General features: G+C 48.5%; 18 protein-coding genes and 1 other RNA gene. 8 read left to right on the top strand and 11 right to left on the bottom strand.

Annotation, left to right across the window (positions count from 1 at the left end):
• Together ACLR2L_RS12185 and ACLR2L_RS12180 are read left to right on the top strand one after the other, a co-directional pair.
• On the top strand, positions 1-570 hold a 570-nt coding region (locus ACLR2L_RS12185; RefSeq protein WP_413368484.1), incomplete at its 5' end, for a LysR substrate-binding domain-containing protein.
• Between the two features lie 301 nt (positions 571-871).
• Positions 872-1,039, top strand: a complete 168-nt coding sequence (locus ACLR2L_RS12180; RefSeq protein WP_413368483.1) for a hypothetical protein — start codon at positions 872-874, stop codon at positions 1,037-1,039.
• Between the two features lie 46 nt (positions 1,040-1,085).
• Here ACLR2L_RS12180 and ACLR2L_RS12175 read toward each other — a convergent pair whose 3' ends face one another.
• The 6 genes from ACLR2L_RS12175 to ACLR2L_RS12150 form a co-directional block, all read right to left on the bottom strand.
• On the bottom strand, positions 1,086-2,411 hold the full coding sequence (locus tag ACLR2L_RS12175) for a M24 family metallopeptidase (RefSeq protein ID WP_413368482.1): 1,326 nt from the start codon (positions 2,409-2,411) through the stop codon (positions 1,086-1,088).
• A gap of 1 nt (position 2,412) precedes the next feature.
• Positions 2,413-3,798, bottom strand: coding sequence for a M24 family metallopeptidase (locus ACLR2L_RS12170; RefSeq protein ID WP_413368481.1), 1,386 nt, complete (start codon positions 3,796-3,798; stop codon positions 2,413-2,415).
• 85 nt (positions 3,799-3,883) lie between these two features.
• Entirely contained in the window at positions 3,884-5,059 is a 1,176-nt protein-coding gene (locus ACLR2L_RS12165) for an FAD-dependent monooxygenase (RefSeq protein WP_413368480.1), read from the bottom strand.
• 15 nt (positions 5,060-5,074) lie between these two features.
• Positions 5,075-6,289, bottom strand: coding sequence for a 2-octaprenyl-6-methoxyphenyl hydroxylase (gene ubiH / locus ACLR2L_RS12160; RefSeq protein WP_413368479.1), 1,215 nt, complete (start codon positions 6,287-6,289; stop codon positions 5,075-5,077).
• Positions 6,290-6,295: 6 nt separating this feature from the next.
• Positions 6,296-7,606: a Xaa-Pro aminopeptidase gene (gene pepP, locus ACLR2L_RS12155; protein WP_413368478.1), complete on the bottom strand. Its 1,311-nt coding sequence runs from the start codon at positions 7,604-7,606 to the stop codon at positions 6,296-6,298.
• A gap of 13 nt (positions 7,607-7,619) precedes the next feature.
• On the bottom strand, positions 7,620-8,186 hold the full coding sequence (locus tag ACLR2L_RS12150) for a UPF0149 family protein (RefSeq protein ID WP_413368477.1): 567 nt from the start codon (positions 8,184-8,186) through the stop codon (positions 7,620-7,622).
• Positions 8,187-8,441: 255 nt separating this feature from the next.
• Between ACLR2L_RS12150 and ssrS the strand changes: the two genes are divergently transcribed.
• The 6 genes from ssrS to serA all read left to right on the top strand — a co-directional run bounded on the left by ssrS (position 8,442) and on the right by serA (position 13,309).
• A non-coding RNA gene (ssrS, locus tag ACLR2L_RS12145) (6S RNA) lies at positions 8,442-8,623 on the top strand.
• A 21-nt stretch (positions 8,624-8,644) separates the two neighbouring features.
• A complete protein-coding gene (locus ACLR2L_RS12140; protein WP_413368476.1) occupies positions 8,645-9,541 on the top strand; it encodes a ribokinase in 897 nt (298 codons plus the stop codon).
• A 30-nt stretch (positions 9,542-9,571) separates the two neighbouring features.
• Positions 9,572-10,516: a nucleoside hydrolase gene (locus ACLR2L_RS12135; RefSeq protein WP_140956347.1), complete on the top strand. Its 945-nt coding sequence runs from the start codon at positions 9,572-9,574 to the stop codon at positions 10,514-10,516.
• A 71-nt stretch (positions 10,517-10,587) separates the two neighbouring features.
• Complete coding sequence (locus ACLR2L_RS12130; RefSeq protein WP_413368475.1) at positions 10,588-11,190, top strand: 5-formyltetrahydrofolate cyclo-ligase; 603 nt, start codon at positions 10,588-10,590, stop codon at positions 11,188-11,190.
• A gap of 73 nt (positions 11,191-11,263) precedes the next feature.
• The gene (rpiA, locus tag ACLR2L_RS12125) at positions 11,264-11,917 is read left to right on the top strand and encodes a ribose-5-phosphate isomerase RpiA (RefSeq protein WP_140956349.1); all 654 of its coding nucleotides are present in this window, start codon (positions 11,264-11,266) and stop codon (positions 11,915-11,917) included.
• 162 nt (positions 11,918-12,079) lie between these two features.
• The gene (serA, locus tag ACLR2L_RS12120; protein WP_140956350.1) at positions 12,080-13,309 is read left to right on the top strand and encodes a phosphoglycerate dehydrogenase; all 1,230 of its coding nucleotides are present in this window, start codon (positions 12,080-12,082) and stop codon (positions 13,307-13,309) included.
• Positions 13,310-13,451: 142 nt separating this feature from the next.
• Here serA and ACLR2L_RS12115 read toward each other — a convergent pair whose 3' ends face one another.
• The 5 genes from ACLR2L_RS12115 to ACLR2L_RS12095 form a co-directional block, all read right to left on the bottom strand.
• On the bottom strand, positions 13,452-14,189 hold the full coding sequence (locus ACLR2L_RS12115) for a YdiY family protein (RefSeq protein ID WP_413368474.1): 738 nt from the start codon (positions 14,187-14,189) through the stop codon (positions 13,452-13,454).
• A gap of 128 nt (positions 14,190-14,317) precedes the next feature.
• Positions 14,318-15,127 carry a YdiY family protein gene (locus ACLR2L_RS12110; protein ID WP_140956352.1) on the bottom strand — a complete coding sequence of 270 codons (810 nt, stop codon included), beginning with the start codon at positions 15,125-15,127 and terminating at the stop codon, positions 14,318-14,320.
• A gap of 38 nt (positions 15,128-15,165) precedes the next feature.
• Positions 15,166-15,984 (bottom strand): HDOD domain-containing protein, encoded by an 819-nt coding sequence (locus tag ACLR2L_RS12105; RefSeq protein WP_413368473.1) that lies wholly within the window; start codon positions 15,982-15,984, stop codon positions 15,166-15,168.
• Between the two features lie 106 nt (positions 15,985-16,090).
• Positions 16,091-16,372, bottom strand: coding sequence for a DUF1289 domain-containing protein (locus ACLR2L_RS12100; protein WP_140956354.1), 282 nt, complete (start codon positions 16,370-16,372; stop codon positions 16,091-16,093).
• 79 nt (positions 16,373-16,451) lie between these two features.
• On the bottom strand, positions 16,452-16,830 hold a 379-nt coding region (locus ACLR2L_RS12095), incomplete at its 5' end, for an SIMPL domain-containing protein (protein ID WP_413368472.1).

Below are 16,830 nucleotides of genomic sequence, written 5' to 3'. Positions count from 1 at the left end.
TTAGGGATCCCCAATGAGTTTGCATCTACCCTGTTGCCTGGTTTAATTGGTGAATTTTCTAAACGCTACCCGGACGTATCTCTGGAAGTCACCTCGGCGCTAAGCCGGGAGCTGTTGCATCCTTCAAGACGCAAAGAATTTGATTTGATACTGGCATTGGTAAATCCGGATCAGCAAACCGAAGGTGAACTGGTGCTCGAAGATGAAATGGTATGGGTGGGCGACCCGCTGCATCCTGCCAACATGGATGCTATTTCTTTGGTGCTGGCACCCGATGGCTGTATTTACCGCAGCCGTGTAATAACCCATTTAAAACAGCAAACTACCGCCTGGAAAATTACTTATACCAATGCCGACCTTACAGGCCTGGTTGCTGCTATTCAGCAAGGGCTGGGGATCACGGCGCTGGCTAAGTCCAGTATGCCAGCCAACTTACAAGTTCTGAACCACCGTAACTTGCCCAAACTCGGAACAATCAATATCTGTTTGTTTCAGTTGTCGAACCAACATCCCATAGTAAGCGAAACCATGGCAAACTTTATTGTGCACCGATTGCGAGCCCAGCAGTAAAGGGATGGATTGCCGAATGGATTGCCGAACGGATTGCCGAACGGACGCTTACTTATTCATGAGACGTTTCACATCAACAAAATACCCACATATAAAGTGACCATATAAAGTGACTGTCACTTTTGCGATTGCGGATTAATATCTGATGTGAAAAGTGAGTGTCTCTTTTCCTGTTAACAGAACTGGCTGTTTTCACGCCCTGCGGCCAGCTAACATCGTTTTATTCTTTCGTTAAAGTACAAACACTGCTCACAACCCACCATTTAAGAGCAGTCATGGACTAACTAAATTGGAGAGAAAGATGACTGAATCAAAACTAGCTGAATTAAATGAACAATCAATGAACCAGGTGCAGGGCGGCTTTGCCCCTCTTTCGGATGGCTACCCCGTAATCCCGATGCCTGCCCCAATTGCTCCTTTAGGCTCAATTTATGATCAAATCGTTATCGATGAAGATTACCTGCGATAATCAGGCGCCGGGTATTCAATACCAATACCCGGCCATTCACACTGCGCTACAAAGTTTGAAGTGGAACTATCTTACCCAAAGGCTCACTCAGTGACGTTGGGGGCTCCGTAAACCACACCGGACCTTTTGAAGTGATGTACAAACAGTCTTCCAAGCGCACACCAAATTCCCCAGGAATATAAATACCCGGCTCATTGGAGAAACACATGCCAGGATTGAGTGGTGTGCTCTCGCCGCGCACAAAATTCACGCTCTCGTGCCCTTCCATCCCGATACCATGGCCAGTGCGATGCGATAGCCCAGGCAAGGTGTAATCAGGCCCGTAACCTTCTTTAAGATAATAAGCCCGCACGGCGTCATCCACCGCTCCGGCTGATGTACCTACTTTTGCAGCAGCCATGGCCACACGCTGACCTTCTCGCACAATATTCCAGATTTTCTGCTGTTTAACCGACGGCTCACCAAACACAAAGGTGCGGCTAATATCTGCCTGATACCCTTGCACTGCGCAACCGCAATCCATTAATACCACAGATCCTTTGCCGATCACTTGTGACTGTCTCGTGCCGTGAGGATAAGCGCTGGCTTCATTAAACAACGCCAGACTCCAGGGTTGTTCACCGCCCAGCGCAGACATAGCGCTGTTCATCAGGCTTTTAACTTCCCCTTGCGACATACCTTCCCGTAACTGCCCATAAACAAACTGATAGGCAGTTAACGTGATCGCATTAGCGCGATGCATCAGCGCAAGTTCATGGGCTGTTTTATACATCCGGCAGCCGCGAGTTACTGGCTCAGCACTAACGGCTACAAACTTTGGATTCGCCTCTACAATTCCCTGGCTCACAAAAAAACGTACGCTGTGCTCAAAACCCACGCGACCAGAGGGAATACCGCGATCGTTGAGAATGGCCACTACCTGCGCAAACGGGCTTTCGTGTTCCTGCCACACCCGCACATCTTCACCCACTTGCAATGATTCACGAATACTGGGCTCTTCAAAGAACGGGCAAACTACCGCAACGTCGCCTGTTTTAGGGATCACCATAGCCGTTAACCGCTCACTGCGCCACCACTGAATACCAGAGAAATACACCATCGCAGCGCCAGGTTCCAGCACGATGGCATCTATATTCTGTTTAGCCATAATTGCCTGAGCGTTAGCAATTCTTGTCAGGCGTTCTTCCCTGCTAATCGGTATCACGTCACCGGTCATGGAAGTTAACGCATCAAGACCGGAAGTGAGTGTCCCTTCGGGAGAACCAGTTGGGGAACCTTTTGGTGCACTAGCGTTCGCATCTGCCCAAGCGTTACCGGTAAGTAATCCTGCTGTAGCCAGGCCGCTGAACTTTATAAAGTCTCTTTTATTCATGTTAGAACCGATGTGAAAAGGTAGATTGTGACGGGATCACGTGCAATGCGCGTTGCCGTCCGTTGAAATACCACACGCCACTGTTGTCAAAAAAGGCATCTTCTTCCAGCATAATGCGGATACTTTTATCCCATGCCTCTATATCGATAGCGTTATTTAACTCTATGCTGTACGCCGTATTCAGGTGCAACGGATAGTCGCCATCACCAGGAACACCGCCTTGCTTATCCCACATGCCTAAAGTGGTGCCAGCGGCATGCCCATGCAAGCCCAACGGATGAGTATAAATAGTAGGTTGCAAACCTTGTGCTTTGGCTTGTGTCAGACTCATTGCAAGCACTTCATTACCCGTTCTGCCGGCAACAAAATTGCTGGTAAAGATATCCTGCAAATGATTGGCTTTGCTTAACGCATTTATTAAGTACTCCGGTGGCTGACGTTCGCCTGGTTTGAGCACGTAGGCATGTTGCTGAGTATCGGTGTTAAGCCCCATATACGTAATGCCAAAATCCACGTGAAGCAAATCACCGGGGATCACCGTTTGCTCGCCATACCCTGCGGTAAAACTACTTTCATGATCAAACGTTTTGGCATCGCTGCGCTGAATAGATACCGATGGATGAAACCAGGTATCCAGTTTGAGCGAAGCCACTTTTTCCCGGAACCACCACACAATATCATCGGTGGTAGTTACACCGGGCGTAACCACTTTCTCTGAAAATCCTTCGGCAATGATGGCATGCGCTACCGCCACCATAGATTTCAGTAGTGACACCTCTTCGGGAATACGCGTTTCCAGCCAGCCAACGGCCAGCGGCTCCGCAGACACTACCCGTTTTTGATATTTCTTAGGCAGCGCATCCATTAATTTGCGGTGTTCCGTGAGGGTAATCCCATCGGCATGGGCCCAAATTTCCGATTGGTTTACCGCAATCTGTTTTGGATCGTGGCGCGCAATAAAATCACTGAGTGCCTGCCATTGGTCGGGCTGAATCGCTTTATCCCAGGCGCGTTCAAACAGGTCACCCACTTTATACGGCGCAATAGCGTAAGTCCCTATCTTATTGTCGCCTTCCAGGGTGATCACTAAAATGGTGGTTCGTCTGGCTCTTTGCAGCCAATTAGCGGGTAGCAGTGTTTTAATCACCGGATCTTCATTGTATTCACGACTGATTAAGATCCACATGTCAATTTGGGTGCGCTGCATTAATTCAGGTAACAATTGCGTTACCCGTTTTGACAGGATCTCATCGTAGAGACGAGCCCGCTCTCTCAACGAAAGCAAAGTGGAATAAGGATCGTCCGACGGGGCAGCGTTGGCTGGCGTCGCAAGCGCACCGTAGGTTGCAATTAACAGCACGCTCAACAAACTGGCTAACTTTTTCATTCTTGTCAGTACCTTGGTCAAACAGACCAACCTACTGTAAGACGATACTGGCCGCGGTGCAATGGTACTGGTCTTATGAAATACGTTACCAGCCCATGGCCTGGGTAATGAATTTTTGCTTGAGGCCAGGTAACGCATTCGCTGTGCTCATCCCTACCCCACGGATCAGCTTTTTCACCGGGTTATCGCCGCCGAATAACTGTTTAAACCCTTCCATGGCTGCAATCATTTTTACCGCTTCCGCTTTACGAGCGCGCTCGAATGGGCGCAGGAAACGCGCCTGATAGAACGGCTGTTCGTTATTCACTAACTGCCCGATACGCTCAGCCAATGCAAATGCATCCTGCAATCCCAGATTGGCCCCTTGCCCTGCAAGCGGATGAATGGTGTGTGCCGCATCCCCAATGATCACTAGTCCATCGCTCAACCATTGCCGGGCATACCGCATGGTAAGTGGAAAATGTATTCGGGCGCTGTGCACTTCGATTTTCCCTACTTCACCATTCATGGCTACCTGCAAACCTTTGGCAAATTCACTATTTTGCTGCGCAAGCAGTGCCTGTGCGGTATCACTGGTTTGCGACCACACTATTGAGCACAAATGCGGATCGCGCAAGGGTAACAGTGCTAGTGGGCCGCTGGGTGTGAATACCTGCCGGGCAACCTGAGCGTGCGGCAATGCTGTGCGTATAGTGGCCACAATAGCCGTATGCCCGTAGTCCCTGAACGTGAGCGGAAAATTCGCGTGTTGACGAATCGCTGAATTGGCACCATCAGCCCCAACCACTAACCGGCACGAAACAACCTCGTCGTTATTCAGCATCAGCATGGTTTCAGATTTACCGGCCAGTACTTTAGTGATCTGTACCGATGGCAAGGTGGTTACATTCGACTGCCCAATCACTTTGCCGTACAACGCATTCACCAGCGCCTGATTCTCTACAATATGACCAAGACTTTGCGCTCCCAGTTCTTCACAACTAAATGCAATGTGCCCAAAACTGTCCTGATCCCATACTTGCATACTGGTGTATGGGCTTAATCGCGCTTCAGGCAGTGCTTGCCATGCGCCCAAATCACTCAGTGCCTGCTGATTAGCTGCATTGATTGCCGAAACCCGTAATTCAGGATCGTCAGACAGCGGCTTTTGAATAGATGACGTATCAATCAACACAATGGAAACGGGAACGTCTTTCAGCGCCCTGGCTAATGCCAGCCCCACCATTCCGGCTCCCACAATAGCAATATCCGCCTGATACATATGCTTTTTCCTGTCCTAATGCCTAAATGGGCGCGTTGCTGGTCCAAACCCGGTGGTTTGACGCACGAAGTGTGTGGCCAGTGACTGACAATAATTCATTGCCAGTAAGCCTATATTCCTGCCCACAACCAAGGGCCAGTAATGATTAGAAAATACCGTTACCAAGCCGTCAGTTAATCCTATCGTGGCTAGTTTGTCTGCCTCGCGCTCTTTTCGATACTGGTTAAGTACCGCGAAGGCCCCGGGATCAACCTGCGCTTTCAATACAGCCACTAAATCTATAACGTCGCGTAAGCCGAGATTAAAACCCTGACCGGCTATGGGGTGTAATGCCTGAGCGCCATTACCTACAACAACAGTGCGATGACGTACGCAATCATCCGTTTGTTGCAACGACAACGGATAAGCAGAACGCTCGCCGGTTTTTACAATATAACCATGCCGATACCCTATCGCCTGCTGCAAACGGTCTGTAAATGCGTTCTCATCCCAAAGCAATGCGTGGTCTGCCTCAGCATGGGACAGTGTCCATACCACCGAATAGCCTGCACCTGAGTCATTGCTACCCGGTGCCGTAGCAAAGGGCAACAGGGCTAAAGGGCCATGCTCGGTAAACCGTTCGTGAGCCCAGTTCAAATGCGGCTGGCTCATTTCAATATTGGTAATAATGGCAGTTTGTCCGTAATCGCGCTGAGATCGGCTAACCCCCAAAGAACCGGCAACCGGGCTACGACCACCATCGGCCAGCACTAACAATCGGGTTTTCATTTGTTGGCCGTTACTGAGCGCCACAATCACTGCATCGGTTGTTTGTGTTGCGTTTGTGACAGTCACTTCGTCAATCAATCGAAAACGCGTTTGTGGTTTGGGCAACACTTGTGCACCCAGTGTTTGAATACTCACTACCTGGCCGAAGCTATCAAGTTGATGTTCGCTGGCATGCAAATGCGTTTTGCCCAGAAACCCCCTGTCTGACACAACAATATGCTCAATGGGTGTAGACGGGCAGGCAGTGCTGTTAAGTTCAATCCCCATATCTAACAACGCATCAACTGTGCGTTGTGCAAGCGCAATCACCCGCGCGTCGAATCCCGGCGTTGATAAGTTATCTTTCGCTAATGCATTGGCATCCACCAGACAAACTGTATAGTCAGTCGACTGAAGCAGACCGGTAGCAAGGGTACATCCTACCGCCCCACCACCTACTATTAGAATATCTGTTGTATCCACCTGTCGTTATTGCTCCATCAGGGCTTCAATGTCTTCAATGGTTTTCGGCACACCGGCAGTAATCACGTCATTACCGGTTGAGGTGATCACCAGATTATCTTCAATACGAATACCCGTGCCACGGAATTCAGCAGCAACATCCGGCTCATTGGGTATGTACAAACCAGGTTCAACCGTGATGACCATACCGGCTTCCAGTGGTTTGGGGTGGCCATGCTGGCTATATTCACCCACATCATGCACATCTAACCCCAAATAATGCCCAAGGCCATGCATAAAAAATCGCCTCCATCTTTTATTTTCCAGCGCGGAGTCAACGGATTCGTTCAATAATCCCAGTTCGCACAAACCCGTGGTCAGCATTTTGACTACTTTGTTCGTTACGTCGGGCAATGTCGCACCAGGCACTAAATGTTCAATGGCCAGCAACTGAGCATCCAGTACCAGTTGATATAGCTTTGCCTGCGCGGGGCTAAATTTACCGTTTACCGGGAAGGTTCGGGTTATGTCGGCAGCATAACCATTATATTCGGCGCCCGCATCGATCAGGATCAAACTTCCGTCGGCAACGGTATCCTGATTCTCGGTATAATGCAGAATGCAGGCATTTTCGCCACCGCCTACAATAGTGCCGTACGCTGGATAGCGCGCGCCGGCCATTGCAAACTCATGATGTATTTCAGCTTCGAGTTGATACTCATAACAACCAGGACGGGCGAATTTCATCGCACGGCAATGTGCGCGAGCGGATATATCGGCCGCCGTTCGCATAACGGCAATCTCATCTGCGGATTTAAGCAAGCGCATGTTGTGAATTAGCGGGCGGCAATCCACTATAGCCGAAGGAGCTCTGCATTGCTTTGGCCGGCTGCGCAGGTTGGAGAGCGCCTCAAAAACAGCATCATCAGCCTGGGCGTACTCGCCTTGCGGAAAATACACGTTATCGTGATCATCGAGCCAGTCTGTCAGCACTTCTATCAGCGATTCGCTGGAATAGGCTTCGTCATAGCCCCATTCACTTACGGCGAGTTCCGGGCCTACCCGTCGGCCATGCCAAATCTCCATATCAGGATCCCTGGGTAAACACACCAATGCTCTGTAATCACCGTCAAATCTGGGATGATTCGACAACAGCAACCAGGCTTGCGGTTCATTGAAGCCGGTTAAATACCAAAAGTCACTGTGCTGGCGAAAGCCAAACTCAGTGTCGCGACTGCGGGTAAGCAAGTCGGCACCTGGGATCACGCATACACTATTTTGAGGCAGTTGTGCTAACAATCTCGACTGGCGTTGCCGGTATTGCTTAAGAGTGATCATATTGCGCAAAATCCTAATGAACTGACGGCGTATCTTGTTGGTCGTCGAGCAGCGACTGCCCTAATTCATTGAAACACAATAACGCTGAAATTTTTACGTATTCAATCACTTCAAATAGCGCTTGCTCCGATTCTTCATCGTCACTCATGGGCTCTTCCATGCGTGCGATATCAGAAAAATCTTCCAGCACTTCGCGTACATCTTCCGAACAGTTGCTTAACTTTTGCTGGTATAAACCAAATCCGGCCATAAATCCCTGTACCCAGTTAATCAGCGCCAACCCCCGATCGTTAATAGGGCTGCTATCATCAGGCAGTAACAACGTTAAACTATATTGCCCGTCAACCAACGACTGACAGGTTTGATTAAAAAGTGCCTGCAGGCATTCCACCACTGGCTTTTCAAGGGTTTGCCCCTGGTTCATCGTATCCTGCAACACCGCAAGCCATTGCTGTTCACTAAGTGACATACCCCCACTGAGCATACCGCACATCATGCCGTGTATCTCTGCACCGTCCACTACCATGTCGTGATTGGCTAAACATTGGGTTACCGAATCGAAATCTGCTGTTTTATTCACGCTTGCACTGTCCTGAGAATTTTCAGCAGATACTACCAAAACCGCCGGATTATTGCCAAAATTGCATAGTGTGTTTGCCAGCCAGTCAATTACCTAACCATTTGGTCAGGTTTTTTCAACGCAGGGGCTGGCAGTTGAGCGTTGTTTACACTATGATCATGCGCTGGGTGTCTATTTGAACGCCTATGCAAGGAATCGCTTGCAACCCAACGAAGAGGGGGTAAACTAATCGCCCTTTCGCGACGCATACAACAATGTTTCCTGGGGTGTTTGCCAGTCTATTCATGTCCCTGGCCGATGCTTTAATCTTAGGAAGTTGACTTATGGCTATTGTGCAGGCTCGGCTCGTACCGAGAAGCCTACGGTTGTAAAGATGCTTCCGCCCTGAACATTTCGGTTCACGGGCGAACAATAGACAGCGGCACTCTGGGAAGCGCCATTTATCGACGGATACAAGAATGGCAATAATAAATTTTGGCTCGATAAATATTGATCATGTTTATCAGGTAGACCATTTCGTAGCGCCCGGTGAAACACTTGCCTCAAAAGGTTATCAGCAGTTGCTCGGTGGCAAAGGCGCTAACCAATCCATTGCCCTGGCTGCGGCCGGTGCCGAAGTTCGCCATGTAGGTAAAATCAATCAGTCAGATGTGAGCTTTAAGCAAACGCTAATTAAGCACGAAATCGACTGTCAGCATCTGCAATGCACCGAAACGCCATCGGGTCATGCCATTATTCAGGTTACCCCATCGGGTGAAAACGCCATTGTGCTGTTTGGTGGCGCAAATCAGGAAATCACTGAAAAAGACGTAATGCGCGCTTTGGACAAAACCAAAAGTGCTGACTGGGTACTGACTCAAAACGAAACCAGTTGCCTTGAAGAAATCTTGCGTCTGGCCCACGAAAAACATCTGAAAGTGGCGTTTAACCCAGCTCCCATGAGCGAGTCGGTAAAGTCGTTGCCATTTGACTGCATTGATTTACTGATTGTAAACGAAGTGGAAGCCGCCGCCCTGTCAGGTGAAACGGCACTCGACGACATAGTAAGCCACTTTAAAACCCATTGGGCACATGCCGAGGTGATTATTACATTGGGTAAAGCCGGTGTGATGATGTTAAGAAAACACGACACCCTGCAGGTTGATGCATTTGTGGTTGACGCAGTGGATACCACTGCCGCTGGCGACACCTTTATTGGTTACTTCCTGGCAGCCTACAGTCAGCATGCAGATGCTAAACAAGCATTAAGACGCGCCTGCGCAGCATCTGCCATCTCAGTAACCCGCGAGGGCGCAGCGCAATCTATTCCCAAACGTGCAGAAGTCGATCGCTTTTTGGCAAAACACGGCAGCTAACGGACAAACAGAATTTAGGAACTTATAACAATGACCCACAAAATTATTATCGACACGGATCCGGGCATCGATGATGCAATGGCAATCTTTTTTGCCTTACAGTCACCCGCTATTGAAGTAGTTGGACTTACCACTGTATACGGCAATATTCCGGTAAGCATGGCAGCACGCAACGCATTAACGCTGTGCGACGTTGCAGGTCGTCAGGATATCCCGGTTACCGAAGGTGTTGGTATGCCGTGGGTTGGCCCTGAGTCAGGATACGCACATTTTGTGCATGGTGATGATGGTTTTGGCAATATAGGCTTCCCGCCGTCTACCCGTGAAGTTGATCCGCGTAGTTCAGCAGAGTTCATTGTTGAAATGGCACGTAAACATCCAGGGGAAATTACGCTGGTGGCCATTGGTCCATTAGGCAACATCGCCCTTGCGCTCCGCCTGGAGCCGAATCTGCCGAAGCTGGTAAAAGGCATCAGTATTATGGGTGGCGCGGCGTTTGTGCCGGGCAACGTAACCCCGGTAGCCGAAGCGAATATTTGGAATGACGCCCATGCTGCAGACATCGTGTTTTCAGCCGATTGGGAAGTGAAAATGTTTGGTCTGGACGTTACCTTGTTTGCGCCTACCGACCCAACATTTGTAGACGTACTGGCCCAGAAAAACCCAACAATGGGTGGCTTCGTACAAAAAGCCGCTCAGTTTTACATTGAGTTTTATTCCAAAGGCCGTGAGGAAAAAGTGTGTTACTTCCACGACGCGTTCCCGCTGGCTCACTTGGTTCAGCCGGATCTGTTTGAATTCACACAAGGCAATATCCGCGTGTCCACCGATGAGCTAAACCGCGGTCAAACCATTGTTGCACCGTTTGGCAGTACAGCCAGCCCGCTGTGGACTGAAGCGAAAACCGTGCAAGCTGCCACGGGAGTCGATCACGAACGCCTATTCCAGCTATTCGTAGATACTTACGCTCTGTAACAGCGCTGCGCTGTGAATATCTGTTCACAGCGCACAATATCGCTGCACCGAGTGTTAACTGTACCGTTCACATGCACATCAATCGCCAAACTCTCCGTAAAGCGTTGCGCCAGGCTCGCCGGGCGTTATGTTCCAGCGAACAGCAACACGCTGCGGCAGCCTTGCAGCAACAATTGAGTCACTTTCTGCCCGCCAGTACCAAACAATTGGCCGGTTATCTGGCCAGCGATGGCGAAATAGATTTATCTCCCACACTTTCATGGTGTCATTCAAAGGGCATAGCCACATCGCTGCCCGTTATCCACCCGTTCTCGGGTAAGCACTTGTTGTTTCAACAATTCGATTGCAACACGGTGATGACCAAAAATAAATTTGGCATTGAAGAACCCGCATTAAACAGCACCAAAATCGTTGAACTGCTCAGTCACGATTGCCTGCTAATGCCACTGGTGGGATTCGACGCCCAGGGAAACAGGCTGGGCATGGGGGGCGGATTTTACGATCGCACCCTGGCACCACTGAAAAACGTGTCCATGAATACCACCAACAGCGCCAGAAGACCGCTTTTAATTGGGGTAGCACACGACTGCCAGCAGGTTGACCAATTACCCATTGAAGCCTGGGATATTCCGCTGGATGTCATCATCACGCCTACACAATGCATTGAACGCTAAAAAAAATACAATAGTTGTGTAATGATCCTGCAGTTTCGCTAAAATAACGCCTCATTTTCAGGCGGGAACCACTATGGATCAAAATGCGAAAAAGCAGGCCGTAGGCCGTGCAGCCCTTAAATACGTTGAACCAGACACCATAATTGGCGTAGGAACAGGCTCAACAGTAAATCATTTCATCGACGCACTGGCCGACATTAAACACACTATAACCGGTGCAGTGTCGAGTTCCGTTGCTTCCACAGAGCGCCTAAAAGCACTGGGTATTGAAGTATTCGATTTAAACAGCGTCGATCAGCTTTCTATTTATGTGGATGGCGCCGACGAAGTCACCGAACATAAACACATGATTAAAGGTGGCGGCGCCGCCCTGACTCAGGAAAAAATTGTGTCTGCGGTAGCAAAAACCTTCGTGTGTATTGTAGACGATAGCAAAGAAGTGGGCGTGTTAGGCAAGTTCCCATTGCCCGTTGAGGTGATCCCTATGGCACGCTCCTATGTTGCCCGTGAACTGGTAAAACTGGGCGGCGATCCTGTTTACCGCGAAGGCGTGGTTACCGATAACGGAAACGTGATCCTGGATGTACACAATTTGTCGATTGTGAACCCTCGGGAAATGGAAAAAGCCATCAATAACATAGCAGGCGTCGTAACTAACGGCATATTTGCTTTGCGTGGTGCCGATGTTGTGCTGGTTGCAACCAACAATGGCGTGGTAACCCGATAAGATTGCCTGTGGGTCGGTAGGCAAAACCGGCCTATAAGTTAAATAAATGCATATTATTCCAAACTGAACTATACAAACCGCTTTCACCGCTGGAACAGTTTGTGTTATTTTAACCATATAGACGTCCAGATGTCTCTTAACCCCTGACTGAGAAGCGATGTAATGAGCAAATATTCACTTTCTAAAGACAAAATTCGTATCCTTTTGCTGGAAGGCGTGCACAAAAGTGCTGTTGAAACGCTTGAATCAAATGGTTACACCAACATTGAATACCTGAAAACGTCTCTGCCGGAAGACGAATTGATTGAAAAAATCAAAGATGTTCACTTTATTGGTATTCGCTCGCGCACGCACATCAGTGAGAAAGTAGTAGAGGCGGCCAGCAAACTGGTAGCCATCGGCTGTTTCTGTATCGGCACCAATCAGGTTGATCTGGCCGCTACTAAGGCACGCGGTATCCCGGTATTTAACGCGCCCTTCTCCAATACCCGTTCGGTTGCTGAATTAGTACTGGGACAACTTATCCTGTTGCTGCGTCGTATCCCTGAGAAAAACGCCCTGGCCCATCGCGGTGGTTGGGATAAATCAGCGGTAGGTTCATACGAAGCCCGCGGTAAAACTCTGGGGATCATTGGTTACGGCCACATTGGTACACAGCTTTCGATTCTGGCAGAGCACCTGGGCATGAAAGTGCGCTTCTTCGATATCGAAGATAAGCTGGTACTGGGCAACTCAGAACAAATCAAAACCATTGACGAGCTGCTGGCGATGTCTGATGTAGTGTCATTGCATGTGCCTGAAACACCACAAACCAAGAATATGATTGGTAAAGCGCAGCTTGCTAAAATGAAACCGGGCGCAATTTTCATCAACGCCTCTCGTGGCACTGTAGTTGATATTGACGCACTGGCTGAGGCGATGGCGTCTGGCCACATTGGTGGTGCCGCTATTGACGTATTCCCGGTTGAGCCAAAATCAAACGATGAAGAGTTTATGTCGCCCCTACGCGCGTTCGACAATGTGATCTTAACGCCGCACGTGGGTGGTAGCACTCAGGAAGCACAGCAAAACATTGGTATTGAAGTAGCGGGTAAACTGGCTAAATACAGCGATAACGGTTCTACGCTGTCTGCGGTTAACTTCCCTGAAGTATCATTGCCTGAACATGGTGGACGCTCACGTCTGTTGCACGTTCACGAAAACCGTCCGGGTGTGCTAACACAAATTAACCAGGCGTTTGCGGAAAAAGGCATCAATATTGAAGCGCAATACCTGCAAACCAGTGCGGAAATTGGTTACGTCGTTATTGATGTAGAAGCCGACAAAGCTGACGAAGCGCTTAACGAACTTTCTGCAATTAAAGGCACCATTAAGACTCGCGTACTGCACTAAGTTACGAAACCTGCCTATCCGGGTGTTATGGCATCCGGATACAAAAAATCCCCGCTGTGTTGCCATAGCGGGGATTTTTTATATTAACTTTTGAAGCTGCTACGCATTTTTACCTGCGTAGCGTAGCTTAGCACTACACTACTTAAAAGAAGTTATAAACCAAGGTTACCGCCGTTTCGGTATCCAGGTTTTCAATATCCGACGCAACCTTGCTGTTGTGATCGAGTCGCAATGACACCTTCATCGACAGCGAGCCGCTAATAGTGGCACTTAACGCTGATTCCGCACGTGACTTGGTGTTTTCAGAACCCACTTCCGTACTCAGTGTTTGCGTGAATTTAGCGGTATCCGAAATAAACCATTTATAGGCCAGTGAGCCACGAACAATGAAGCTACTGGTATCTTCACCGTCTTGTGTTTCAGAAAACGCATAACCCGGACCGATACTGTATTCAAATGCCGACTTTTTGGTTTTCCAGACTTTTTGAGACCAACCACCCGCTACCGTGGCCTGGTAGGCGAAGTTACTTAAACGGTCGTCTTCATACGACGAGAACACGAATAAACGGTGATCAGGATTGTCTAACTTGTAGTTACCCTGTGCAGAAGCAAAGAATTTTTGCGCAGATGTACGCTCAACTTCTTCCCCATCAACCTCAACGGTTTCTTCTTTATACAGGCCTTCAATAGCGTAATCATTCGACCAGCTTTCAAATTCCTGCTGGGCAGTAATACCGGCTGTCATAGAAGATGTCTCGGTATTACCTGTGGTAACAATGAGACCAAACTCACCGTCCATCGTAAAAGGCTTAGTTTCATCCTGAGCAACTGCAGACGAAGCAACAGTGGCAATAGCCGCGGCAAGGAGTAGTTTTTTCATGGGATATCCTAAATTGACTCAAATCCTGACAGGCCTGACAGAAAACAGACCCAGATGACGTTATGTTAAAGCAAACCGATGTAAAATCAACGAATCTATTCAGACCTTCTTACTGCTAATGAAAGTGATCAGAAAAAGCGATACACCACGGCAACTGACGTTTCAGTATTTAAAGACATATTGTCGCTGGTTGGATTGGTGTTGTGCTGCATTATAAAAGAGAGTTTTAAAGCCAGTGATTCAAACAAGTTTGCCGACAATGAGGTTTCTGTTCTGGATTTAATGTTGTCTTCACCAGCCTCGGTACTCACAAACTGACGCAATTTTGCCCCGGTCGGCCAAATGTAATGATACTCGGCTGACGCTCGAACGATGAAACCATGAATGTTTTTTGCTTTTTCACCTGAGTCCAGCTTGGCGAAACTGTAACCCGGCCCAACTGAAAACCGAAAATCGCTGATTTCGTTACGCCAAACCTGCTGAGACCAACCTCCCGCTATTGACGAGCGGTGATCATAACCGTTGAACCTATCGTCTTCGTAATCGCCGTACACAAACAACCGCTGGTTTTCTACCCGGAGCTTGTAATCAGATTGCACATACGTATACAAACGTTGGGCTGTGGTTTGCTTTAAAGTGCCTTCGTCACTATCGACTTCCGACTGCTTATACAAAAACTCCACCCAATACTGATTGGCGAACATGTCGTTTTCATGCTCGGATTTGAGGCTGCTTTTTATTGACGTAGCGTTGGTATTACCCGACGAAAAGATAATACCCAGCTGCCCGTCCAGCGTGAAACGGTCTTTGGGCTCTTCATCGTATTCAACAAAATCGGCATGATAGAGCGTTCTGATCAAATCTTTGTCGGCAGCATTAGCGCAAAAACTGCTACAAATCAGTGAGATCAGCGCACTGAGAATAATTCGGTGTACCATCTGAAAGTGTTTTATTTGTTGTTATGTGCCTGTTGGTGCTACATCACAGACATTGCCACTTTATTGGTTTCCTTTTGTGCATAAAGTTTGGCGTTTTGCAGCACTTCGTCATCAATTGGCAACAAACGAGTCATATCAGGTGTAATGATGTCCAAATCTGCGTATTTATCACACTGATAATGCGTTGTTGTAAGCCTTATGGCACAGGTTAACAAAGACACGTCTAAGTCGCTAGCCAATTTAACCCGATTATGTGCAAACTTAACCGGATAATACAGCGGCATCGGCAAACGCCAGCGTTCCATTATCTCACCACTACATTCACTGAAACAAAAGCCAAAATGTTGTTGCTGACGCTCCCAGGGAGTACCCGGATGGTCATCTTTCATGTAGGCCTGGTATTTCTTTGCGTCTTTCTTGGCAACCACCAATTCGCTGAGGTTTTGCAGGATCCCCATGACAAAAAAGCGATCGCTGCCGCGTACATTAAGTTCTTTGCCCAGATACTTGGCCACCATGCCAGTAAACACCGATTGTCGCCAGTGCTCGTCTAACATCAGGCATTCATTATCAAAATGCTTAAACGCAATATTCGCAGTTTCTGCCAGCACCAGATTATATAACGCTTCACCGCCGATTACGCTTACCGCTTTGGTAATGGAATCTACCTGCGAAGGAAAGCGAAACAAAGCGCTGTTTGCTAAACGCAGGATTTTAGCTGTCAGAGAAGGATCAACACTGATTAACGCGGCGATGTCGTCCATATCTGAACGGGGATCGTCCAGTACATTGCGCAAACGCAGGCAAATGTCTGGTAAGGTGAATGAATGAGTCGCGTATTCGATATATTGGTTCATTAATGCTAAAACCTCTCAATTTTCAAATAAGTATATCAGCGAATTTGAAAGTTTCCGGGATTTTTAACCGGTAATCTCAGGCTGCGTTGGTTACCGTCAGAAAGCGTTAACCGACGTCATCGGAAAACAAACTGCCCTGCTCAGTCAGGTTATCCTGCATACTGTTCTGATCGCCCGATTGCCGACGCTGCGCGTAACGCTTGCGCCGCTGACAGGCTTCCAGGATCACCCGGCGGGTAGCATCATCAACCTTCAACCAATACAGGCGCTCTTCCCGTGAGCGGAAACACCCTTTACAAAACCCTTTTGGCCCACTTTGGCACACGCCAATACATGGGCTTTGCAAAGCAAAAAACTCTAACTGGGCTGGTTGATGTTGATCTGCCATAGTCACTTACATAGGCCATTCACTATAAATAGCTTAGCATGGGTTGGGGTTTCATACCTATAATTGCCTCGCCCAATCGTTAATCAACCAGCGTATATTCTATGGTTGATACCACTCTCACTATTTTGATATGTGGATGCTGGCTGTCGCGCTCAGATATTGAAAACTGCCCTTGATTAGCGCGTTTAATTTTGCCCAATGTACTGTTTGAATCATTGGCAAACTTCTCTGCCACTTCCCTGGCGTTTACCGTTGCCTCTTCAATCATGGCTGGTTTTACCTCATTGAGGCGGGTGAACATGAACTCGGTACGGGCCTGATAACTCTCGGTGCTTAACGCAACCCCTTTTGCCAACAGCTCAGACATATGTTGCATTGCAAGGCGCACAGTTGGAACATTCTGCGTATAAACCGTTACCGTTTGCGTTGCACTGTAACGAAAGGTAACGTCCTCATTC

The sequence above is a fragment of the Alteromonas sp. AMM-1 genome, from assembly GCF_047290655.1.
GTDB lineage: Bacteria > Pseudomonadota > Gammaproteobacteria > Enterobacterales > Alteromonadaceae > Alteromonas > Alteromonas mangrovi.
This window is presented reverse-complemented; position numbering and strand designations above follow the sequence as displayed.